The 23,979-nt window shown below is 48.1% G+C and carries 17 protein-coding genes; 12 read left to right on the top strand and 5 right to left on the bottom strand.

Annotated elements, in window-relative coordinates; translation table 11 throughout:
• Positions 1-5: 5 nt before the first annotated feature.
• The 10 genes from H6A12_RS02660 to H6A12_RS02615 all read left to right on the top strand — a co-directional run bounded on the left by H6A12_RS02660 (position 6) and on the right by H6A12_RS02615 (position 14,384).
• Entirely contained in the window at positions 6-299 is a 294-nt protein-coding gene (locus H6A12_RS02660; RefSeq protein WP_204444505.1) for a YlmC/YmxH family sporulation protein, read from the top strand.
• Positions 300-336: 37 nt separating this feature from the next.
• Entirely contained in the window at positions 337-1,518 is a 1,182-nt protein-coding gene (locus H6A12_RS02655; protein ID WP_204444503.1) for a hypothetical protein, read from the top strand.
• Positions 1,519-1,546: 28 nt separating this feature from the next.
• Positions 1,547-2,914 carry a glycoside hydrolase family 10 protein gene (locus tag H6A12_RS02650; protein WP_204444501.1) on the top strand — a complete coding sequence of 456 codons (1,368 nt, stop codon included), beginning with the start codon at positions 1,547-1,549 and terminating at the stop codon, positions 2,912-2,914.
• Positions 2,915-2,955: 41 nt separating this feature from the next.
• Complete coding sequence (locus H6A12_RS02645; RefSeq protein ID WP_204444499.1) at positions 2,956-5,901, top strand: N-acetylmuramoyl-L-alanine amidase; 2,946 nt, start codon at positions 2,956-2,958, stop codon at positions 5,899-5,901.
• Positions 5,902-5,918: 17 nt separating this feature from the next.
• The gene (locus H6A12_RS02640) at positions 5,919-6,710 is read left to right on the top strand and encodes an amidohydrolase family protein (protein ID WP_345941216.1); all 792 of its coding nucleotides are present in this window, start codon (positions 5,919-5,921) and stop codon (positions 6,708-6,710) included.
• A gap of 114 nt (positions 6,711-6,824) precedes the next feature.
• Entirely contained in the window at positions 6,825-7,223 is a 399-nt protein-coding gene (locus tag H6A12_RS02635) for an OadG family transporter subunit (protein ID WP_204444496.1), read from the top strand.
• A gap of 25 nt (positions 7,224-7,248) precedes the next feature.
• Positions 7,249-8,421, top strand: coding sequence for a sodium ion-translocating decarboxylase subunit beta (locus tag H6A12_RS02630; protein WP_204444494.1), 1,173 nt, complete (start codon positions 7,249-7,251; stop codon positions 8,419-8,421).
• Between the two features lie 356 nt (positions 8,422-8,777).
• Positions 8,778-9,527 carry a 23S rRNA (guanosine(2251)-2'-O)-methyltransferase RlmB gene (gene rlmB, locus H6A12_RS02625; protein ID WP_204444491.1) on the top strand — a complete coding sequence of 250 codons (750 nt, stop codon included), beginning with the start codon at positions 8,778-8,780 and terminating at the stop codon, positions 9,525-9,527.
• A gap of 27 nt (positions 9,528-9,554) precedes the next feature.
• A complete protein-coding gene (locus H6A12_RS02620; RefSeq protein ID WP_204444489.1) occupies positions 9,555-12,053 on the top strand; it encodes a hypothetical protein in 2,499 nt (832 codons plus the stop codon).
• A gap of 261 nt (positions 12,054-12,314) precedes the next feature.
• Positions 12,315-14,384: an elongation factor G gene (locus H6A12_RS02615; protein WP_204444487.1), complete on the top strand. Its 2,070-nt coding sequence runs from the start codon at positions 12,315-12,317 to the stop codon at positions 14,382-14,384.
• 90 nt (positions 14,385-14,474) lie between these two features.
• Here H6A12_RS02615 and H6A12_RS02610 read toward each other — a convergent pair whose 3' ends face one another.
• From H6A12_RS02610 to H6A12_RS02595, 4 genes are all read right to left on the bottom strand, one after another.
• Positions 14,475-15,941: an ABC transporter substrate-binding protein gene (locus H6A12_RS02610; protein WP_204444485.1), complete on the bottom strand. Its 1,467-nt coding sequence runs from the start codon at positions 15,939-15,941 to the stop codon at positions 14,475-14,477.
• Complete coding sequence (locus tag H6A12_RS02605; RefSeq protein ID WP_204444483.1) at positions 15,938-16,714, bottom strand: response regulator transcription factor; 777 nt, start codon at positions 16,712-16,714, stop codon at positions 15,938-15,940. The genes H6A12_RS02610 and H6A12_RS02605 overlap by 4 nt, the downstream gene beginning before the upstream one ends.
• Positions 16,707-18,464 (bottom strand): sensor histidine kinase, encoded by a 1,758-nt coding sequence (locus H6A12_RS02600; protein ID WP_204444481.1) that lies wholly within the window; start codon positions 18,462-18,464, stop codon positions 16,707-16,709. The genes H6A12_RS02605 and H6A12_RS02600 overlap by 8 nt, the downstream gene beginning before the upstream one ends.
• A gap of 167 nt (positions 18,465-18,631) precedes the next feature.
• Positions 18,632-19,504 (bottom strand): ROK family protein, encoded by an 873-nt coding sequence (locus tag H6A12_RS02595; RefSeq protein ID WP_204444479.1) that lies wholly within the window; start codon positions 19,502-19,504, stop codon positions 18,632-18,634.
• A 149-nt stretch (positions 19,505-19,653) separates the two neighbouring features.
• Here H6A12_RS02595 and H6A12_RS02590 point away from each other — a divergent pair, with 149 nt between their 5' ends.
• Positions 19,654-21,396, top strand: coding sequence for a class I mannose-6-phosphate isomerase (locus H6A12_RS02590; RefSeq protein WP_204444476.1), 1,743 nt, complete (start codon positions 19,654-19,656; stop codon positions 21,394-21,396).
• 65 nt (positions 21,397-21,461) lie between these two features.
• Here H6A12_RS02590 and H6A12_RS02585 read toward each other — a convergent pair whose 3' ends face one another.
• Positions 21,462-22,580, bottom strand: coding sequence for a phosphotransferase enzyme family protein (locus H6A12_RS02585; RefSeq protein WP_204444474.1), 1,119 nt, complete (start codon positions 22,578-22,580; stop codon positions 21,462-21,464).
• A 297-nt stretch (positions 22,581-22,877) separates the two neighbouring features.
• Here H6A12_RS02585 and ychF point away from each other — a divergent pair, with 297 nt between their 5' ends.
• The gene (gene ychF, locus H6A12_RS02580; RefSeq protein WP_204444472.1) at positions 22,878-23,972 is read left to right on the top strand and encodes a redox-regulated ATPase YchF; all 1,095 of its coding nucleotides are present in this window, start codon (positions 22,878-22,880) and stop codon (positions 23,970-23,972) included.
• Positions 23,973-23,979: the final 7 nt, after the last annotated feature.

The raw sequence follows: 23,979 nt of genomic DNA, 5'->3' as shown, positions 1-23,979 counted from the left end.
GCGATATGACAGCAAATTTTACTTCGTTTAAACGCAAAGAGATTATCAACGTGACAGACGGTATGAAAATCGGCTTTGTGGATGATATTTTATTTGACGCCGAAAGCGCGCAGGTGCGTGCAGTCGTCGTCTTTGGGAAGCTGCGGCTGTTTGGCTTATTCGGCCGCGGCGCCGATTTGACAATTCCGTGGAACGAGATTGAAAAAATCGGCGAGGATACGATTTTGGTGCGCAGTGATTCACTGTCTGCAGTGGAGAAAAAGGCAAAGCCCAATTTTTTTGAGCAGCTGTTTTCTTGATGCGCAGCAAGACACAGAAAAAAGAAAGGAAAAGCAAATGGCAAAGAAAAAGAAAAAGAAAGCAGGTGGCGCGATTGTCAGAAGAGGTGTCACGGTGTTGCTGGCACTCATTTTGATTTGTGCGGTGACGTTTGTGATTACGGTCAACTGGATTGACGTGCGTGCGAGAGAAACTGAAACTGTACCGGCATTGTTTGGAAACGGTTTTGTGCCGATTACGTCCGATGTAGCACAGGAACCGTTCGTGCGCGGTGATTTGGTGGTGATGTCGCAAAACGGACCGTATGCAGTGGGAGACTGCGTTTTAATTGAAAATACAACCGATCTTCCGAACGAAGAGCTGATCGATGGACGATTTGTTCTTGCGCGTATTTTGGCGGAGAACGACGGCAGTTTTCAGATTGTGACACGCACATCCTCTCCGCAGCTGATGACGATTACACCGGCGCAGGTGCTTGGCACTGTGGCGTACGTGGTCAAAGGGGTAGGTACGCTGTTTGACTTTGTGCGGATGCCTGTTGGCTTTTTTGTGATGATTTTAGTGCCGTTTTTTGTTTTGATTGTCTGGATTGCTGTGCTGTCATTTTTGGCGCACCGGCGTCGGATCAAAGAGGCAATGGTGCAGGAAGAGGCAGACGAAACAGAATCTGAACAAACACTCCGGATTGATATGATCAATGAAAACGTTTCGGTTACTGAAGAAACTGTCGATCTGCAAAAAAACGAGGAACCGAAACAAGATTCAGAGCAGGAACCAAAGCAGAAAACAGTGCCGGAATCTGTTGAAACAGTGAAAGAACCAGTGCCGGCAAAAGCGGAGGAAGACAAGCTGAACCCGCAGCCGCCTGTGGCTGATATTTTAAAAGAAACGATTGCCAAAAAGAACCCGCAGCCGGTATCGAAACAACAGAGCACTCGTTTTGATTATGAAAAAGGCGTGGATGCATTGCTCGATGAGCTGATGGCTGAAATCGGCAAATCGACTCAGACAATACCCGAACCGCAGCCGCCGGTGACACAAACGCCGGTGATCAGCGAAACAAAAACACAGCCTGTATCTTCTGAAATAAAAACCAAACAGGAGTCCGGCGTGACGTCGCGTCCGTCGTTTATGGATATGACAACGGATGAAATCATTGAGCAGTTCACAATGGAGCTTGAGGAAGCGCGTCTGCGTCCGCTTGAGGACATTCAGTCAGATGATTTTGATGTGAAATAAAAACGGTGTGTTTGATAAGGAGTATCGTATGAAAAAACGAGTGCTTTTGGCCGCTGTGCTGGCGGTCACAGTACTGTTTGGCGCGTGTAAGCCATATGTACCCGATGAGCTTTCATGGCTTATGGAATCGGGAGAAATCGTGGACTCCATCGCAGACCAGAGTGAGGAACCGGAGTCTGTGATGGGTGATTTAATGAACCAAATTGAATCAGCAAATGAAGCGGCGTCAGAGTCTTTAAGCAGCACGTCTGACAGTGCATCGGACACTGCTTCTTCGTCGGATTCCTCAAATGAATCGCCCGGCGGATCATCGTCACAAAGCAGTTCGAACGGATCGTCGTCGCAAGGCAGTTCAAACGGATCTTCGCAGGGAAGCAGTTCCAAGCCGTCAGCTGGCGGGAGCAGCAGTACGCCCTCTAATCCGCAGACCGCACAAATGCGCGGCGTCTGGATTTCGTATATCGAGCTTTCTGCGTTTGCCGGTTCGTCGCAGTCGACGTTTACCACAAAAATTGCATCCATGATGAAAACCTGCAAGCAAAAGGGAATCAACACTGTGTTTGTGCAGGTGCGTCCGTTTGGCGATGCGATTTATCCGTCGAAGCTGTTTCCGTGGTCAAGAACCGTGAGCGGTCAGACAGGAAAAGCGCTTTCATACGATCCGATGCAGATCATCGTTGCACAGGCAAGGGCGCAGGGGCTTTCGGTTCATGCATGGATCAATCCGTATCGTCTGATGAAAGACGGAGATATGCAAAAGGTAGATCAGTCGTATGCAATCGGAAAATGGTACCGTGCGTCAAATCGCGATGATTATATGGTGAATGTCAGCGGTACCTGGTGGCTAAAGCCCGGCAATGCCGAGGTGCGCAGCTTGATTACAGCGGGTGCAAAGGAACTGCTTACGAATTATGCGATTGACGGCATCCATATTGATGATTATTTCTATGCCGATGCGCCGTCAAAGTACGGCGATACGACTGCACAGGCAAAAGCGAACAATACAGCGCTTGTAAAATCGCTGTATCAAACCGTGAAATCGGTGCGCAGTTCGGCGCAGTTCGGCGTCAGTCCGGCAGGCGGATTCCGTGCAGACAGCAAATTGCCGGCGTCCGATACCGGATATCTCTCGACGGATCTTGCGCTTTGGTGCAGTAAATCCGGCTACATCGACTACGTGATGCCGCAGATTTACTGGGACTATGCGCACACCGTCCAGCCGTTTACAATGACGCTTGAAAAATGGAAGTCGTTTGTCACAGCGTCGAGCGTGAAGCTTTATATCGGTTTGGCACCGTATAAATACGGGTCCGATATCATCGAACGGCAGAAAGCAGATTCCGTATCGGGCAAAGCGGCCGGCTGGTGTTTATATCGATATGACAATATCAAATAGTGAGATAAAACGGCTTAGACAGGAAGGAAAGAAGTGAAAGGATGAAGAAAATAACAGCGAAACGAGCTGTTTTGAGTCTTGGGGCAGTGCTGGGCGTGCTGGTGTTAACAGCATCGGTTGTGTTTGGCTATTGGCTGATGGCAAAAAATCAGCGTCTGGCACTTGCTGCTGCCCAGACAACCGGTACAAACGAAACACTGGAGGAATCCGAAGAAGAGTCGATCTATGACAGAACCATTCCCGATCAGATTCGTGCGGTTTGGATTCAACCGGGCACAGACAGCTTTTTGCAGATGGATGAGACGTCTGTCACTGCGGAGGCTGATACGCTCGTTTCGAACATGGAAACGTATGAAATGAACACGCTGTTTGTCGATGTGTTAAAAGACGGGCAGGCGCTTTTTGCATCGGATCTGCTCAAATCGGAAGCGGTTGACGTGCTGTCGGTGCTGTGTGAAAAAGCCGCTGAAAAAGGCATCCAGGTCTATGCGGCGCTGCCGATTTCTACGCTCTTGGCGGCAGACGGCACACAGTATGATATTCCCGGCATTGCGTCGCCGCAGCTTTTGGAAGATGTCTCGGCTGAACTGGTGCAAAACTATCCGCTTACCGGTATCATGATTACAAAGAGCACGTTGGAGAAAACAGGTGCGCTGTATCAGGCGTATATGAACGCAGGCTCCGCAGCTTCGTTTGAAGACTGGGCGCGTTCGGTTTCCGAAGGAACAAGTGCACGCGTCGCACAGGCAGTTCATGCGGTGAACCCGTCGCTTCCGGTAGGCCTTTCCGTTTCGGCGGTCTGCCAGCGGCAAGAAGGATCGAAAGCGCCGTTTGCTTCGTTTGATGACGGCTATTTTGACAGTTTGAAGACTGCAAAAAGCGGAAACTATGACTTTTTGAATGTGTCAGTGCCGTATGCGCTGGATGATGCGGCTGTTCCGTTTGCGGATGCCGTTTCGCAGTGGGGAACCGTTTGCAAAGAGCAGAATTTGCCGATGGTGGTGACACACGCAGGTGAAAAAGCGTGCGCGCCGAATGGATTTGACGGCACGGATGAGCTTGCACGCCAGGTTTCCACTGCACTCAAATCGGGCAATTACTACGGCAGTGTATTCACGGGATTTTCTCATTTGCTCACTGATCCGAACGGTGCATTCACGCTGCTCATGAAATATTATCAGAACGAGTATGCAGAGGATGAATTGTTTAAGGATTTGAAAATCACGCTTCCTGCACAGAAGAACACTGTGACATACGAGGAATCCGTTCAGTTCCGCGGAAGCTTTGACTCGACACAGGAAGTAAAATTAAACGGTGAAGTGATCGAACCTTCGGAAAAAGGCGGCTTCAGTGAGTGGGTCGACTTAAAAATCGGCAAAAATGAAATCAAATTGGAGCATAAGGGAAAAACCGTTGTCTATACGGTGGAGCGCCGCGTAAAAATTATTGACAGCGTAACGCCGTCACAGAGTATGACGGTTGTCGGCGGCACAACACTGGAGATCGGTGCAATGGCATACAAGGGGGCGTCCGTTTCTGCGACATTAAACGGAAAAACGATCCGTCTGACTCAGAAGGACAGCGGTGCTGCGGATACTGCGGATGCGCTGTATGTTTACTACAGCGGAAGCTATACTTGTCCGCAGTCGACTTCGTCGGATCAAAAACTCGGCAGCGTATCGGTCTATGCAACGTATGCGGGCATGAGCGAATCCAAGCGCGGCGGCTCGATCACGGTCATGAAAACGGATGAGCCATCGGGCGGCGACGGTTCGGACAGTTCATCGTCGGGCGGCGGTGAAGAGAGCGGAAGCGGCGGTCAAGGCGGTGGCGCTGTTTTGCAGCATGCGGTCGTGACGAGCACGTATGCCGAAAAATATCCGTATTTGTCTACGCCAACGTATGCAGAAGGTGTGCTGTTCCCGCTTCCGAAAAATACCCGTGACGTTATTCAAAGCAAAAACGGAAGTTATTTAAACCTTCGTTCAGGCACAACCATTAAATCATCGGATGTTACGATTCAAAATCTGGCATTTGGCGGCAATAATACAATCAACAGCTTAAAAGCCGGCGTGGAGGGGACAGAAACTGTGTTCCGCATTGCGCTTGACTGGAATGCGCCGTTTTCGATTGCGTTGTCGCCCGGTCCTGTCAGTGACGAGGATGAAATCGGTGCAAGTTATCAGTTTGCAGCCAACACGGTCACGATCACACTCGATTATGCATCCGAGCTGCAGGCTGAAAATGTGGCGATGAATCTTTCGTCGAGTCCGATTTTCTCCGGTGCAAAGACACAGCGGATCTATGATTCGAAATTCAAAATGTATCGGTATCAGATCATTTTGACAATGCGCAAAACCGGAAAATACTACGGCTGCTATGCGGAATATTCGTCAAATACACTTGTGCTTCGGTTTAACCATGGTGCAACCTCCAATCTGTCGGGCGTAAAAATCTGCATTGACCCCGGTCACGGCGGATGGGACCCGGGTACAACAGCCGGAAAAGACGTGGACGAAAAAGAAGTTGCACTGCTTCAGGCGCAGGCGATTGCAGACGAGCTTCGTGCACGTGGTGCAACGGTTGTCATGACGCGGACAAGCGATACATATCTGTCGCTTGAACAGCGTGCACAGTACGGTGATACGAGCAACTGTGATTTGTTTATTTCGGTGCATTATAATTCAGCCGGCAATGATTCAGGGCCGTATGGCGTCCAGACATACTACAACACACCGTTCTCACAGCCGCTTGCAAAAGCAGTGCAGGCAGAGGTGCAAGGTGTGATGCCGTCAAGTAAATGGAACAAATATGCGCATTATAACTTCTATGTGACGCGGAGCAAACAGCGTCCGGGTATTTTGATTGAATGCGGATTTTTGTCGAATCCGTCGGATGAGGCGCTTGCAATGAGCGCGTCGCATCGGCAGAAGTTTGCAAAAGCAGTGGCACAGGGTGTCGTGAATTATTACAGCGCATATCGTTAAAGAAGGAGGAGATTTCCGTGCAGATCATCGATGCACACGCACATATTTTCCCGTCAAAAGTGGCCGAGCGGGCGGTCGATTCCATTGGTTCGTTTTACGACATCAAAATGGATGCCGGCGGAACGGCTGAGGCGCTTTTGAAAAGTGGTGAAAAAGCGGGAATTTCACGTTACTTGGTCTGCTCGGTTGCAACACGTGCGGATCAGGTGGAATCAATTAACCGGTTTTTGGCAGAAGAAACACAGATGCATCCGGCGTTTGTTCCGTTTGCAGCGATTCATCCGGGCATTGACAATATTGAAGAAACCGTGGAAAAAGCGATCGAAGCCGGATTTTACGGCTTAAAGCTGCACCCTGATTTTCAGCAGTTTGCAATCGACGATACGTGTGCAGAGCCGATTTACCGGGCTGCAGAGGGAAAACTGCCGATTTTGTTCCATACGGGTGACCGCCGTTACGATTATTCCGATCCGAAAAAGCTTGCACGTATGATGGATAAATACCCGGAGCTTGTTTGTATCGGTGCGCATTTCGGCGGATGGTCGTGCTGGAACGAAGTGGAGCAGGTGTACCACGGATATCCGAATGTTTACTTTGATACGTCGAGCTCACTTCCGTTTTTAAAACCGGAGCAGGCGGCAGAGTTGATTGAACGAATGGGAGCAGAACGGTTTTTCTTCGGCACGGACTTTCCGATGTGGACACATGAGGACGAGCTTGCACGGTTTCAGAAATTAAATCTTTCGGAAGATGTGAAAGAACAGATCCTCTGGAAAAATTTCTCGCGCGTTGTGCTGCATGAAAAATAAAATCAATATTTGAGAAGAAAATAGAATTGAAAAACGCAAAAAGATGCGTTATAATACTTTATAAGTTCGTCTGCCTGCGGGCAGCATGATAAACTGATAGAAGGAGATGCGAGTATGGATTTTAGTTACTTTGCGAACATTGACTGGACGCAGACCGGTTCGGTTGTCCTGGTCGGACTGGTTGTCGTATTTGCAGTTCTGATCATCCTGGTTTTGATCTGCATGCTGCTCGGCAAAATCTTCAGCTCAATCAGCAAAAACAGCGGCAGCGCTTCCAAAAAGGAAGAAAAAGCACCTGCAAAACCAGTGCAGACACCGTCTGCACCGAAACAGGAAGTACTTCCGAACGTGGAAGCCGGTGTGAGTGAAGAAGTGGTTGCAGCGATCACAGCTGCGATTGCATGCATGATGGGTCCGGACAAACCGTTTGCACTGCGCAGTGTAAAACGCGCAAAAACCGGCAGAAGCGCTTGGAATGCGGCTGGTATTGCGGAAAACACCCGTCCGTTTTAACTGAGAAGGAGGAGAATCTGACAGTATGTTTGACGTATTTGTAAACACGATCTCCGATCTTTGGACGACATCCGGTCTTGCTGCGATGCAGTGGCAGAACTGGCTGATGATCGGCATTTCGTTTGTATTGATTTATTTGGCAATCGTGCGCGGATTTGAGCCGCTCCTGCTGTTGCCGATCGCATTTGGTATGTTCTTGACAAACCTGCCGATGACCGAAATGTTCCACATGGATTTCTTTGTAAATAAAGAAATTGATTTTGGACAAGTCATGAAAAACGGCGGTTTGCTTGACTTCTTGTATCTGGGCGTAAAACTGGGTATTTACCCGTCGCTTATCTTCCTTGGCATTGGTGCAATGACTGACTTCGGTCCGCTGATTGCGAATCCGAAGAGCTTCTTGCTCGGTGCAGCTGCACAGCTCGGTATTTTCGTCACATTTGTCGGCGCTGTTATGCTCGGCTTCTCGCCGGAATTTGCAGCAGCAATCGGCATCATCGGCGGTGCAGACGGCCCGACTGCAATCTATGTTGCAAAATCACTGGCACCGACCATTCTCGGTTCCATCGCCGTTGCGGCATATTCGTATATGGCGCTCGTTCCGCTGATTCAGCCGCCGATCATGCGTGTGCTGACAACGAAAAAAGAGCGCGCTGTCGTTATGAAACAGCTCCGCCCGGTTTCCAAAACCGAAAAAATTATCTTCCCGATCGCAGTTACACTCGTTGTTTCGCTGATTGTTCCGTCGGCAGCACCGCTTCTGGGTATGCTGATGCTCGGTAACCTCATGAAAGAGAGCGGTGTTGTGGATCGTCTGGTGAAAACAGCCCAGAACGAGCTCATGAATATCGTTACGATTTTCCTGGGTGTTACCGTTGGTGCAACCGCAACTGCGGATTATTTCTTGACTTTCCAGACAATTAAGATCATTATCCTCGGTTTGATTGCGTTCGGCATCGGTACAGCAGGCGGTGTCCTGTTCGGCAAACTGATGTACATCGTGACAAAAGGTCAGGTCAACCCGCTGATTGGTTCGGCAGGCGTTTCGGCAGTACCGATGGCTGCACGTGTTTCGCAGCGTGTCGGTGCAGAGTCGAATCCGACCAACTTCCTGCTGATGCATGCAATGGGTCCGAACGTCGCAGGCGTTATCGGCTCGGCAGTTGCTGCAGGTGTTCTGCTCGCAATCTTTGCATAATATTTTAAAAGTAAAAAAGTTCTGCTTTCTGCGGAGCTTTTTTCTTTTTGTGGAATAAAATATGCCTTATACAATGGGTAGAACGCGTGAAATGTTGAAACACTGCGCAGAACTGTTGAAAACATTCGCGAATCAAGCCCGTTTTTCCACGCTTTCAACTGAGTTTTCAACAACACGGTGGAAATCGTGGAAAACTGTTTTGGGGAAAATTTTGTCCTTTGACAACGAAAAACTACGATGTGTATAATGGAAAAGAAAAAGCATGTTGGATTTGAGTGATTGTAGTTGTAAATAAAAATCGGATTGTGGTATAATAAAATATAAACGTAAGAAAAACAAGGAAAGGGCTTTCGGACATGGAAAAAGGAACACGAGATGTGCAGATGATCGGCGGACGCAACGCAGTGATTGAAGCACTGCGGACGGGCAAGACGCCGGATACTGTGTATATTGCAGAAGGAGAACTTTCGGGCAGTATCGGCAAGATCAAAGCGCTTGCCAGAGAATCGGGCGCGGTTGTCAAAACGGCTTCCAGAAAAAAGCTGGACGAGATGGCGCCGGATATTCATCATCAGGGTGTGCTGGCGATGTTTGCATGTGCAGAGTATTCGACTGTGGAGGAGATTCTGGCAGTGTCCGAACAAAAAGGAACCCCGCCGTTTGTGATTATTGCCGATGAGATTGAGGACCCGCATAATTTGGGTGCCATTCTGCGTACAGCGGAGGCAGCGGGTGCAGACGGTGTAATTATTCCGAAGCGGCGCAGTGCTTCGCTGAATGCCACGGTATATAAGACAAGTGCCGGTGCGGCATCGGTTGTCAAAGTGGCGCGCGTGCCCAATCTGGTTGCCTGCATCAAGGAACTCAAAGAGCGCAATATCTGGGTGTATGGCGCCGATATGGACGGCAATTCGTTTGATCAAACGGATTTGCGCGGTGCAGTTGCATTGGTGATTGGCTCGGAAGGCAGAGGAATGAGCCGTCTTGTCAAAGAAGCATGTGATTTTATTGTATCGCTGCCGATGCATGGACAGATCAATTCGCTCAATGCGTCTGTTGCGGCAGGAATTTTGATGTATGAAGTGGTTCGCCAGCGGAATGCGTGATAGAAATAGGACAAAGGAGTGGGGAAGATGGCAAACAAAATGAGCGTCGATGACATTTTGGAGGAGCTCAATCAAGGTGAACATATGAAAGTTGACCGTCAGGGCACATCTACGGTTGACATGGATAAAATTGATGAATTGATCCGCGAAATTCTCACCAAAAGCAAGGAAGAAGAATTGAAAAAGGACAGCCGTGAATTTACGGATGAAGAAAAAGCGGAGATCGAACGTGAAGTTCGCGTCCAGACCAATTCGCTGACCAGACGGTTTGCTGCAATCCAAACAGAACAGAAAAAAGGACATACAGCGGCAATCCGCGTTCAGATTTCAGGTGAAGTAGACAATACGCCGGCGCCGACGCTCGGTATGGGGGTAGAAGCATTCAAAGAGATGCATAAAGCGCGGATGCAGCGTGTTGATGCATTTGTGCTGGAGCCCAAAAAGCCGCCGGAGATTCAAAAAGAAGCGCCGACCGTTGATTCGCCGCTTTCCTTTGCGCAAGCAGAGGCGGACGAAGCGGATTTATCAACAAAAGCAGAGCCGCTCCAGAAAGAGATTGCGCCAGAACCAGAAGCCGTTTCAGCTGAGGAAGTGCAGACAAAAGAAATGGTGAGCGAGCCTGAGACTCCGGTGACACCAGCGAATGAAGATTCAAATCCGAAAGAACAGCCGACTGCACAGGAATCGTCTATACTGCTCAATGCGGCAATCGAAAATACTGCGGCAGAAACGATTGTGGAGACACCGCATCAAGAGAAAGCGCGTACGCTGAAAACTTCCACAGAGGAATATGAGCTGACAGAGGAAGATGAGTATGTATTCCCGTCTCAGCAGCCGCAGGTGGCAGCGATGATGCGGAAATGGCGCCGCCGTGCACAGGTGAGCTGTGTGATGTCAGGAATTTGTGCATTTTTAGGGATCTTGCTTGCTTGTGTTCAGATGGGGAAAGAGTCCATCTATTTGTTTGGTGTGGTGGAGATTCCGTCGCTTTATTATGCTGTTTCGAATCTTGCACTGCTTGTTTTGTGCCTGATTGCAAACTTCCCAATGTTTGACGCAATCGGCCGCGGATCGAAAAAAGATGGATTCGCGTTGATGACGCTGTTGTTTACCGCTGCTTGCGGCGTGTTCTTTACCTTTGCACCGCAGCAGATTGTATCAGGATATGCCGTCATGTATGCACCGGTGATGAGCCTTTCATTGTTTGCAGGTGCTTGTGCGCGCGTGTGGCAGGCAAAACGTCAGGAAAAGAGCTTTTTGTTTATGACGGAAGAAAACAGCGAACGATACGGTGTTTCGATTGCACAGGAGAATGCAGTATCAAGAGAATTGGCGCGCGGCCTCTCGGTGGAAAAAGAGGCGGTGCTTGCATCAAATGTGAAGGCAGACTTTTTTGACGGATTTTTGACACGTCAGCAAAAAGGAACACCGATCGATGCAACATACGGACGGTTTGCACTCGGGGCATTCTTTTTGGGGATTTGCTGTGCAGGCGGATATTATGCGATTACCAGCAATCTATACGGCGCGTTGACTGTTTTTTCAGCCGTAGAGGCGCTTGCGGCTGGCGTTGTAGCGCCTGTGATCTGTGAGATGTCCCTGCATGGCAGCAAAGCGTTGCTCGAGGAATACGGTGTTTCGATTCCGGATTGGGAGAGCGTGATGGATGCGGCAGATGTCAACGCTGCAATGATGCATGCGACTGATTTATTCCCGGAAGGCGCAGTGGAGCTGCACGGCATTAAAACATTCCAGGGAACACGGATCGATACGGCAATCGTGGACGCAGCCAGCGTTGTCTGCAAGGCAAACAGCGTGCTTCGCAATACATTTTTGTACATTATCAACGGCAGAGAAGAACTGCTAAAGCCGGTTGATTCCATTCAGTATGAGGATCTGATGGGACTGTCTGCGTGGGTCGATCAGAAACGGATTTTGATCGGCAACCGTGATTTGATGATTCATCATTCGGTTGCAGTGCCGAAACGCGAGTATGAAAATCAATACCGCGAGCAAGGGCAGGAAGTCATCTACTTGGCACGGGAAGGCGAGCTGTATGCCGCATTTATTGTAGAATTTGTGGCGACAGAATCGGTACGCACCATGCTGTCCATTTTGCAGCGTCAAAAGATTGGTGTTGTTGTTTCGTCGGTGGATGCGGCGATTGATGCGGATCTGCTGATGCGTGTGTTTGGACTGTCGTCGGAGGAAATTAAAGTGATCCCTGCAAGACTGCATGAGCCGTTTGAGGCAAAAATGCAGCCGCGTGAACGCATGAGCATCACACTGTTGAACAGCGGTGATATGGAGAGCTTTGCGGTGTCTCTGGCGGCCTGCAAGCTGCTCACACGCTGTGTACGCTTTGGCAAGCGGTTGTATTTGATTGGTACAATCTTGCTTTCGCTGCTGCTGACTGCCTTGTTTGCATTTGGACAAATGATTGCGCTCAGTGCAGCTGCTGTAGCCGCATGCAGCATTGTGCTTCTGCTCATTTATTGGATGTATCAGCGGAATTTGAGACTGTAACAGGAACCATTAAAAAACATTTTTTATCTATTTACTAAAAAAACACTGTGGTAACGAAAATTTTTTCGTAATATCACAGTGTTTTTTTAATTTTCGTATTGTATTGTATGTGCGAATGTGATATTATTTCTTTAACAAGCATCGTGCCATTTGTTTTATTTACCCAAAGACGTAAAACCTGTTTGGCGTTCGAGCAAAAACACAGCTGTGTCCGCGCCGCTGCTGTGTCAGTTTTAAACTGCGCGGAGAAATGGTGACACTATGAAACAGTACAGATCGAATCAAATCAAAAATGTTGCGGTTGCAGGCCACGGCGGCTCGGGCAAAACAACACTGGTGGAAGCGCTTTTATATTCAACCGGCGCATCGGACCGTTTGGGAACGGTTGCAGACGGAAATACCGTTTGTGACTATGATCCGGAGGAAATCAAACGGAAAGCTTCGATCAGCCTCGCGGTAGCGCCATATGAGTACCGGGATATAAAGGTGAATCTGCTTGATTGCCCGGGCCTTTTTGATTTTACCACCGGCTTGTATGAAGGTGTGCAGGCGGCAGGAAGCGTGCTCATTACAATTTCCGGCAAATCAGGCGTGACAGTCGGCGCCAGAAAAGCATACAAACTCGCAAAGAAAAAAGGAAAATCACGCGTGATTTTTGTTTCGAAGCTGGATCGTGAAAGCGCTGATTTTTACAAGGTACTCGAACAGTTAAAATCCATTTTCGGTCCTTCGGTTTGCCCGCTGGTCGTTCCGGTCATGCGCGACAAGAAGGTCGAATGCTATGTGGATTTAATCCAGATGAAAGCATATGCATATGAAAACGGCAAGGCAAAAGAAGTGCCGGTGCCGCAGAGCGATCATCGCATTGACGGTTTGATTGCGGCAATCAGTGAGGCAGTTGCGGAAACGGATGAGGAATTGTTTGAAAAATACTTCTCCGGCGAACAATTTACAAAAGAAGAGCTTGCAAAAGGCTTGCATGAGGGCATTAAAAACGGATCGGTTACACCGGTGTTCTGTGGTTCTGCACAGGAGATGGAGGCAATTGACCTGCTCTTAAACGGCATTGCAGATTTCCTGCCGACCGCACAGGAGATGACAGGTGTTGTGGCAGAAGATGAGATTGGCGATCCGGTTGAAATTATTTGCGACGAGGAAGGCCCGGTCGTTGCACAGGTGTTTAAAACGGTAGCAGACCCGTTTATCGGCAAGCTTTCGTATATCAAGGTGATTTCCGGTAAGATTTCGAGCGGTATGGAAGTTGTCAATCAGACAACGGGACAGACCGAAAAAGTCGGCAAGCTTTCGTATTTAAGAGGCAAAAAGCAGGAGGAAGCAAGTGTTGTGCCGGCAGGTGACATTGCCGTTGCCGCAAAGATGAACGCAGCAACAGGCGATACATTGTGCAATGGTGTTTCTGTGAAAGTGGAAAAACCGAAATATGATGCACCGTGCTATTCCATGGCGATTATGCCGAAAGCAAAAGGCGACGAGAGCAAGATTGCACAGGGTGTGCAGCGTCTGCTTGAGGAAGATGGCTCACTTGCATTTGCACAGAATGCAGAAACGCATCAGCAGGTCATTTCCGGCTTGGGTGAACAGCATCTTGATGTCGTCATCACAAAACTGAAAACAAAATTCGGCGCAGATGTCAATCTTGAACCGCCGATTGTTGCATATCGTGAGACCATTCAAAAGAAAGTCAAAGTACAGGGCAAACACAAGAAACAATCGGGCGGCCATGGCCAGTACGGCGATGTGTGGATTGAGTTTGAGCCGTATGAGGGCGAAGATCTTCTGTTCGATCAGAAAGTGGTCGGCGGTGCTGTGCCGAAGAACTACTTCCCGGCAGTAGAAAAAGGCCTGCGCGAATCGATTACCCGCGGTATTCTGGCCGGATATCCGGTTGTCGGACTGAAAGCAACACTGCTTGACGGTTCGTATCACCCGGTAGACTCCTCCGAGATGGCGTTTAAAACAGCGGCATCGCTTGCCTATAAAGCCGGCATGCAGCAGGCTTCTCCGGTATTGCTTGAACCGATCGGTCATTTGAGCGTTACGGTTCCTGATGCAAATACAGGCGATATGATGGGCGAATTGAACAAACGCCGCGGCCGTGTGCTTGGTATGTCGCCGGATGAGGATGGCACCACTGTGATTGAAGCAGATGTCCCGATGAGCGAGATGCACGATTTTGCAACGCTCGTCCGTCAGATGACACAGGGCAGCGGATCGTTCACGTTTACTTTTGAACGGTATGAGCAGCTTCCGAATCAGCTGGCAGCAGGCGTTATTGAGCGTGCAAGAGTGCTGTTTGGAACAGACGAATAAATAACCATAAACAAATAAGAAACACACAAAGAGAACAGCCAAATGGCTGTTCTCTTTGTGTGTTTATAAAAAAAGAAAGGAGAGGGGAAATCAATTTGATTGCTGCTTTTTCCAAGAGGTCAGCTGATCTTGGAGAATGCGAGCGATTTTGTCAATGCCGGCGGCTCTTAAGTCTTCTAGATATTTGGGCAGATATGTCTGGATGTCGACGCTTCCGGTCATGAGCGAAGAATAGTATTGCTCACACACGCGTTCGGCAGCTTCCAGCTCAGAAGCAAACGGTGTCGGATCAACCGTAAATCCAAGTGTCTGCGATTTTTGCACCGATTCATTGAAGTCACGGAACACATCCCATTTGTTCAGCGGTTCACCTTCGAGTGTTTTTAAGATGAACCAGTTTCCCTGTGTATACTGCACACCGGAATAGTCGTTGGAAATGCGGTGTACCTGACCTTTGTCGGTCAGTGTATAGTGCTTGCCTTCAATGCCGAAGTTGATCATGTTGCGTACTTCCGGATCTGTATTCAAGCAGTTTAAAAAATCGACGCTTTCCATCGGGTGAATCGTTTTGGCGTTCACGCACATAATACCGCCGCGTGCCGATTCCGTTGTCATCACCTTTGGGGAGATCGCCTGAGTAACGATATCATATCCGCGGTCAGCAGACCACAGGACTTCGGAATACGGGCCGCCCGAAGAAATTTTGCAGAAAACACGTTCATCTTTTACTAAGCTGCCGCTTTCTTTAATGGCAGCATCTTCATTGATATAGCCCATTGTATAATAATTGCGCATCGTGTTTAAACGGCTTTCGCCAAGCGGTGTTTCCAGAATATTGACCACCGTGCAGCTCTCATCCAGCGAGTTGACCATCAGCGGCAGATGTCCGAGAAGTGTTTCATATCCGTCCTGCGCGAACAGATTTCTGGCGTTTGTATCAAATTCAAACGGGATATATTCCGGTTCGTTTTTGGCAACTACGTCAAGAATCGGCGCAAGTGATTCAATCGTCTGATACCGCGAAATATCGATTTGATATTTGTCCACAAGATCTTTGGCAAACATGAACATTTCAAGCGCACATGTTTCCTTATTTGTCGGAATGCCGTAGATATGGTCGTTGAGCGTTACAGCATCCCAGTAAAACGGGTGAATCGCTTCATACATTTCGCTTGCAGACGTCTCAAGATACCCTTCGAGCGGCATCCAGACGCCTTTTTGCGCATTGCCGATAAAATCGCCTTGTGAAGGCGTGGAACAAAAGGCAACGTCAAAATAAGCACCGGAGCGGATGATTGCTGCCAAACGCTCGCCGTAATCGGCCCATGCAATTTTGTTATACGTAATGGTGACACCGATTTTTTCGGCAAGCAGTTCGTTGAGCGCTTCGTTGACTTCGGGTAAATCCGGATCTGGATTGCCGATGGTATAGTAGATCAGATTGATCGGCTCTTTTTCAGGTGTTGTATCGCTTTGCAAGGCGTTTTCACAGCCGGAGGAAACAAATATAAATAAAAAGCATACCAAAACAGTGAGAATACGACGGCTGCGGCTCATTGTTTTTCTTCCTCCTTCTGCATACTGCGCAGTTCGCTTGGAGAAACGTCATAATAGTGCCGGAACAGAGAGTAGAAATAGCTTTGATGCTGAAACCCGACACGCCGTGCGATGTACGAAATTTTTTCGTCTGTCGTTTTTAAGAGCTCATAGGCTACATGCATCCGGTATGCGAGCACATACTCACTGAACTTCATATGCGTTTCTTTCAAAAATGCTTGTCCGATATAGACACTGTTCATTTGGAACATATCGGCGATGTATTTGAGGTTTAAGTTTTCGCTGTACGAGCTTTGAACGATCAGCAGCACTTTGTTGGTGAGCTTCGAGAGGCTGGACAGCGGAACGTGCAGAATCGGGTCAATCTGCTCCATTGCCGTGTTTTGGGGAATGATGCCGTGCAGATCGTTTACGATAACCTTTTCAATGATGGTTTGGAGTTTGATTTTATCGATCGGTTTGAGCAGATAATCGCGTGCACCTGCTAAAAGTGATTTGCGTACATAGTTAAAATCATCATATCCGCTCATCATGATAAATACGCTGCTTTGTTCAGCGCGTGTGAGCTGTTCAATCAGCTCATAGCCCCATTCCTCGCCGATGCGTACGTCGGTCAAAATGATATGCGGCTTTTGTGACAATGCAAGCTTTACAGCTTTCGAAAAGCTGTAAGCAGCCTGAATATCAGTGATTTGATATCGGTTCCAGTCAATGATACGGCGAACGCCTTCAATGATGTGCGGTTCATCGTCTACAATAAGCATTTTATACATGTTCATTCTCCTCAAGGAAAGGAAGCGGATCAGTGAACAAAAATTCCACGGTCATTCCGGCTTCTTTGTTGTTGTAAATGTTGATAGCGATTTGATCGTTGTAAAAATAGCGCAGCCGGCGATATACATTTTGCAGACCGATGCTTGCGGATGAGGTCTGAAGTGATTCATCGTGCAGACGCTCGGATAAAGCGGCAATGGCCTCTTCACTCATACCGGTGCCGTTATCGGAAAACAGGATATGATAACCGGTTTCTGTGCGTTCGCCGACAATCATCAGCAGGTTATATGGATTGTCCGGACGGAATCCGTGTTTTAAGAAGTTTTCTGCAATCGGCTGCATCCACAGTTTGACGGTCATCATCGTCATCATTTCCTCTGCGATGTCGATTTGGCAGCAGAAATTGTCCGGATATTTAAATTCCATCAATCGAATGTATTCGTCTAAAATCGTTACCTCGTCAGAAAGCGGCAATTCGCTTTTGGCACGTACAATATGGCGATACATGCTGCCGAGGTTTGAAATCGCGTCGGATACTTCGGTATTGCCATAAAGCAATGCACGGGAACGAATGATCTCGAGTGTATTGTATAAAAAATGCGGGTCAATTTGGTTTTGAAGAGCAGCCATTTCCGCCTTTTCCTGGTCCAGCTTCAAGATGAATTCCTTTTTGACGTAGTCATTCATTTTTTCGGACATGTCGTTTAACTCTTCTGCAATCAAACCGAATTCGTCGTTTCGTTTGCGCAGAATGGTGCGCGTAAACTCACCTTGCTTTGCAGCGTTGATGGATGCAATGATATCGCTGACAAAGCTTGCATCATGACGGCTGCGATGCACGAAATAAAATAAAATCAGGAAATATCCGCATATAAAGATCAGAATCGTATAGAGAAACAATGTAGCTTGCTTTTGATATACGTCAGCTGCGTCTACAAACGAAATCAGCGAAACATTGTACTGCTTATCGGTCAGACGGGTATAGTAGGTGCGAGAGAATAAAGAAGACCTGAATTCACCGGTGACTGAATCAGAGGTGAGGATTTGCATGGAATAATTGTCGTACTCCTCTTTGGAACCGGTGAGTATAATGTTGCCGTACTGCGTTTCAAGCACGGTTGTTCCCCAGAAGGACGGCAGCGCACGGCCAAGCGTTTCTTCTTTGTTGAAGATGAAAAAGATTTTTCCCATCTCTTGTGAAACATCATTCGGATAGGGCAGCGTTTTTACATAGGTGTATGCGCCGTCGGTGTCGTATTGGAGTGAAAACAGATCGCGTTCAGGAACGGAAAACTCGAACGTGATATTGCCGCTTTTGGAATAATGAATCAGGTTCGCCGTTTTTTCGTTTGACAAAAATACGATAGACGAAATCTGATAGCCGGATTCGATGACAAAGTTTTTGCATTCACGAAGAAAATAACTCTCCTTTTCGTCATAGGACAAATGATCAAGTCTTGAGGAGAGATAGCTTTCAGCGTCATGAGAAAAGTACCGCAGAAAATCGGTTAAAATGGCTTCGTCTGTATAGACGCGGTTCATGAAAAAATCAATTCGTTGCACAGCGTAGTCGAGGCGGTTTTGAATGGTTTCAAATCCCGATGCAGTAGAGGCATAGAAACTGTTTGCCGCGTTTGTGATGATTTGTTCTGCGACAAACAAAAACAATAATACAGCACAAAAAAGTAAAACGATGGCTTTTTTGATGAGTCCGGAGTAATACATTTTGTGCTGAAACAGAGGAGGCATGGCAGAATTCCTTTCATTAAGATTACGTCTTCATTATAAAAGGCAAAGACAGGTTAAGCAAGTGCATTTTTGAACAAATTGTTTCGAACCTATTGTTTTTGACTATAAACTATCGTTTTTAGGAATAAAAAAAGCGGCGTTGCCGCCGCTTCTCGTCGATGAAATTGTTAAAATAAGCACAAAACACCTTTCATTGCAAAATCGGCAGAATCCGGACAGAGATGCAGTGCGATCTGTCTGTCATTGCATACCTGACGGATTTCATCGCCGAACAGCGCAAAGCTTTTGGCGATCTGCCCGCCGATGACGAGCATGCCCGGAGAGAACCGGTCAAGAAACGGTGCAGCTGCCCGCGCAAGACGGCCGCCGAATGCATGGTATAATGTGATGGCGTCGGGATCTCCTGCGAGCGCACGATCTGCGGCAGCTTTGACATCGGGCAAAGCGCGCAGTGACGGGATTTCGTTCATCATTTGACGAAGTGCAGAACCGGAAACCAGCCGATCGATGATATCTCCTTCGAACGGCGTGTCGAATACCCAGCCGCGCGGCGGTACGTCGTCGCGGGATTTAATCAGTGTGCCGTTTTCTACAAAGCAGGAGCCGAGTCCTGTGCCGATGCACAAATACATGACGCGTTCCGGACGCGTACCGCCGCAAAAACGATATTCGCCAAGTCCGAACAGATCCGCGTCGTTTGCGAACTGAAATGTCATCTGTGGAAAATGTTCACCGAAAAATTCGAGCAGGTTTACACCGTATAGCGCATCATATTTATTGATATCTTTCATCAGCGGGATTCCGGCTTCATAGTCGAACGGTCCCGGGAATGCAAGTCCGGCAAACTGCACATCCTGCGGATCGGGTGCATCATCCAGTGCATCGTGCAGTACTGCTTTAAAATGTGAGAGCAAGGTGTCGGCATTTTCTTTCGACCGGGAAGGAAATGTCCGAATCGGTGAGCAAAAGCTGCCGTTTTCGTCCAAGATGCGTGTTTTGATGACAGTGCCGCCAAAGTCAGCAGCCAGATAATGAGCCATACAACTCCTCCTTGTTTCGTCCTCATGTGTTTATTATATCAGAAAGTTCAAATATGTAAATACATATTCTGAAAAATGCAAAAAACAGTTGCATTATGTATTTACATAATGTATGATATAAAACGAAACAAGTAAAAAGGGAAGTGGTCATGTTGACGAAACAGTATAAAAGTTATCATAACTATGAAAAAGCGCCGGTTACTTCTGTTGCAGGGGAGATTACAACAGGGTTCGCGGCGATTGCGAAAAAGATTCTGGCTGCTTGCGAAAAAGAAAAGACGATTGTTGTGCTGGAAGCATATCCGGGTGTGGATCGTGCAGATTTGTTTGCGCTTGCAGATGCGCTTTCTCCGGTGTGCCTGATTGATGCAGATTTCTGCGCATTTTCAAAAGAAAAACTTGCAGATACATGGAAAGAAGAACTGACGGATGACCGCGTGTTCGGAAAAATGACGACGGCAAAGCTTTCCGATTATTACGAATCCGATGCCATTGAAGCGGCGCGCGCACAGCTTGACGCAGTCGACACAGGTGTGTGTGTCGTGGCAGGCACAGGTGCTTCGCTCATTCATCCGGGCGATGTGACAGCTTATTGTGATCTGTCCCGCTGGGAGATTCAGCTGCGCTGGCGTGCAGGCGGTACCAACTGGCGCTGTGACAATCCGGATGATCCACAGCTCACAAAATATAAACGCGGCTTTTTCATTGAGTGGCGTTTGGGCGATCGCTTAAAACAGCCGCTTTTGAAAACGATTGATTTTCTGATTGATACAAACAAAAAAGGGATGCCGAAAATGATGAACGGCGATGATTTCCGTGCGGCACTCAAGCAAATTGCACATCAGCCGTTCCGTACGGTTCCGTATTTTGATCCCGGTCCGTGGGGTGGTCAGTGGATGAAACAGATCTGCGGACTTGATCAAAACGAGAAAAACTTTGCATGGAGTTTTGACGGTGTTCCGGAGGAGAACAGCCTTTTGCTCAAAAACGGTGAAGATGTCATGGAGATTCCGGCAATGAATCTCGTGCTCAATCAGCCGCAGGCACTGCTCGGTACCCGGGTATACGGTCGGTTTGGCGCGGAGTTCCCGATCCGCTTTGACTTCCTTGATACAATGGACGGCGGCAATCTGTCGCTTCAGGTGCATCCGCTGACCGAATATATTCAGCGGACGTTTGGCATGCATTACACACAGGATGAAAGTTATTACCTGCTCGATGCTGAGGACGACGCATGCGTGTATCTCGGCATCAAAACCGGTACAAAGCCGGAAGAGATGATTGAAGCGCTCAAAGCAGCACAGGAAACAGGCGAGCCGTTTGATGCAGAACGGTATGTCAACCGCATTCCGGCGAAAAAGCACGACCATTTCCTGATTCCGGCAGGCACAGTGCACTGCTCCGGCAGAAACGCAATGGTGCTTGAGATCAGTGCGACGCCGTATATTTTCACATTCAAGCTGTATGACTGGGGACGTTTGGGATTGGATGGCCGTCCGCGTCCGATTCACATCGAGCACGGTGAGCAGGTGATTCAGTTTGACCGTACAACGGATTGGGTGCATGAAAATCTCGTCAATGCAGTGCGTGTGCTCCATGAAGATGAACATTTGAAAGCAGAGCACACCGGACTGCACGCACTCGAATTTTTGGAAACCACACGCTTTTGGTTTGATGCGCCGTTTGACCTTGAACGGAATGATTCCGTCAGCATGCTCAACCTGATTGAAGGCGAAGCGGCTGTTGTTTCTTCACCGACCGGTGCGTTTGAACCGTTTACCGTTCATTATGCGGAAACCTTTATCGTTCCGGCAGGTGCGGGTGCATACCGGATTGCGCCGCTTCATGAAGGTGAACACTGTGCAGTCATCCGTGCGGAAGTCCGCGGTTAATCAATCACAATATAAAAAAGAAAAAGACCTGTTTTTTTTAACAGGTCTTTTTTGATGCTGTAAAATCAGCCGATATATTTGTGCAGGATCTCGTACATTTCTTCCCAGTGTTCTTCCATTTCCGCAACGAGTTTAAACTGTGTGCGTGCGCGGACGAGGTTATGATCATCATAATGCGTGCGGAAGTACGTGTCGCCCTGCAAATAGTCGGTGAGAAAACGGATACCGCATTCGAGTGTCATGATTTTGGCACCCCACGGCAGGCATTCGCATTCAAGCGGTGTGAGCGCACCGTCTGTGCCTTCGAGATAGCCTTTGGTGTACAGCTCGTACAAATTCAGGTCAAAATGCACCTTGTCAAGATCGGGCTCGTCCTCCAGCGCAGTTGAGGCGCCGAAACGGACGGCATCGCCGTAATCAAACAATGCAAGTCCCGGCATAATGGTATCGAGATCGACGATGCAGATGCCTGCACCTGTCTGCGGGTCAAACAAAATATTGTTGAGTTTTGTGTCATTGTGTGTGACACGGCAGGGCAGTTCACCTGCTTTTTGCAGGTCAAACAGCCGGCTGCAGTCTTTTTTATGTCTTGCGGCAAATGCGATTTCATCGATTGCGCTTTCGACGCGGTCGAATTTGTCGGCAATAACGGCTCTGCGCAGGCTTCTGTATCGATGCGGTGTATCGTGGAAACGCGGAATCGTTTCATAGAGTGAGGATGCATCGTAATCTTTGAGCATGTAAAGAAATGCACCAAAGCTTTTTGCCGCCTGATAAAAATGATCGGGTACTTCGACTTTGTCGAGCGAAAAGGTGTCTTCTACATACTCATAGCAGCGCCAGCAGCCGCCTGCGCTGTCTTTAAAAAAGCTTTCGCCTTTTTTCGTACGCAGCACGGAAAGCGTTTCGCGTGAGGGATCACCGCCGCGCTGTTTGATTTTTTCTTTCAGGTATTCTGTGACACCGATGATGTTATCCATTACCTGTCCGGGATTTTTAAAAACATTCGTGTTAATTTTCTGGAGAATAAAGCGCTTGGTCTCATTGTTGTCGCGAAGCACAGAAACATTGAAGGTTTCGTTGATATGGCCGCTGCCGAAGCGGATTGCGTCTGTGATTTCGCCGCCAAAGTCATATGCAGCCAATGCTTGATTGCGTGCCGCATAGTTTAAGCTGTTTTTCATGATAGAGATTCCTCCGATTGGCCAAAGGCATGTTCAATATGCACCGAGATGAATGCGTGCGCAAACAAAAAGCGGAGCAAATGCGCCGCTTTTATTTTTATAAATGAGATATTTAATATTATTATACTCCGCTTTTTCGCGTTTGTAAAGGTAAAAGCGCTTTTTTAAGCAAAAAAAAAGGAAAATGCGGCGTGTATTTCGCAAAATCTGTCATTGTGCACATTGAAAAAGAAAAAAAGATGATGTATAATGAGGGCAAAATCAAATTTTTCAACTGATGATGAAAGAGGAAATGAAATGAAATTAGGTATGGTAGGGCTGCCGAATGTCGGCAAAAGCACCTTGTTTAACGCAATCACCAATGCGGGAGCAGAAAGCGCAAACTATCCGTTTTGTACGATTGAGCCGAACGTCGGTGTGGTGTCTGTTCCGGATGAGCGGCTTGACCGTTTGGCAGAAATGTATCACCCGGTGAAATTTACGCCGGCTGTGCTTGAATTTGTGGATATTGCAGGCCTTGTAAAAGGTGCATCCAAAGGCGAAGGTCTTGGCAACAAGTTTTTGGCGGATATTCGTGAGGTGGATGCGATTGTCCACGTTGTCCGTTGTTTTGAAGATGAGAATATTATCCACGTCGACGGCGAAATCGGCCCGGCGCGCGATATTGAAACGATTAACTTGGAACTGGTATTCTCCGACATGGAGATCATCGACCGCCGGATTGACAAACTCAGAAAGCTTGTGAAATCCGATAAAAAGAATCAGCCGGAGCTTGATTTGGCGCTTCGCATTCAGGAATGCTTGCAGGAGGGCAAACCGGCACGTTCACTCGATTTGACCGAAGAGGAAGCAGCACTTGCAAAAAACTTTTCGCTGCTTTCGATGAAACCGGTCATCTATGCGGCCAACATGAGTGAATCCGATTTTGTGAACAATATCGATACCAATCCGTTTTACAAACAGGTGTGCGAAATTGCAAAAGAAGAGCACGCGGCTGTTTTGCCGATCTGTGCAAAAATTGAAGAGGAAATTTCCGATATGTCTGCTGAGGACAAGGCAATGTTTTTGGAGGAACTGAATCTTCATGAATCGGGTCTTGACCGTATCATCAAAGAGGGCTATGCACTGTTAGGTCTGATCTCCTATCTGACCGCAGGTGAGCCGGAGGTGCGTGCTTGGACGATCACCAAAGGTACCAAAGCGCCGCAGGCTGCCGGCAAAATCCACAGCGATTTTGAGCGCGGCTTTATTCGTGCAGAGGTTGTTTCCTATGACGATCTGATGGCATGCGGTTCGATGACGGCGGCAAAGGAAAAAGGCCTTGTCCGTTCAGAAGGAAAAGAGTATGTAATGCGTGACGGCGATATTGTGCTGTTCCGGTTTAATGTGTAAGACAGGT

Origin of the sequence: Merdimmobilis hominis (genome assembly GCF_016901855.1) — a bacterium.
In the GTDB taxonomy this organism is placed as follows: domain Bacteria; phylum Bacillota; class Clostridia; order Oscillospirales; family Ruminococcaceae; genus Paludihabitans.
Note: the sequence above shows the minus strand (reverse complement) of the source record. Positions and strands in the feature narration are given on the sequence as shown.